General features: G+C 67.7%; 1 protein-coding gene. It reads left to right on the forward strand.

Features of this window, described 5'->3' with window-relative positions; genetic code table 11:
- On the forward strand, positions 1-235 hold a 235-nt coding region (locus KLP42_RS26775), incomplete at both ends, for a hypothetical protein (protein WP_215571174.1).

The raw sequence follows: 235 nt of genomic DNA on the forward strand, positions 1-235 counted from the left end.
CGCTGTCGGCCGGTACGGATGCCACGATTGGCCAGGTGAAGACTGCGGGTGCCGGCACGATCGGCATCACGGCAGTCGCGGGCCGGATCGACCTGAACGATGCGATCGAAGCGGCCAACGGTTCGGTCGGTATGACGGCTGAGACGGCGCTTGCGCTTGCTTCCAACGCCAGCGTGACCGCCACGGGGACCGGCGGCGTGTCTCTGACGGCAACGACGGGTGATCTGACGCAGGC

This window comes from Rhizobium sp. CSW-27 (assembly GCF_018760785.1).
Taxonomy (GTDB): domain Bacteria; phylum Pseudomonadota; class Alphaproteobacteria; order Rhizobiales; family Rhizobiaceae; genus Neorhizobium.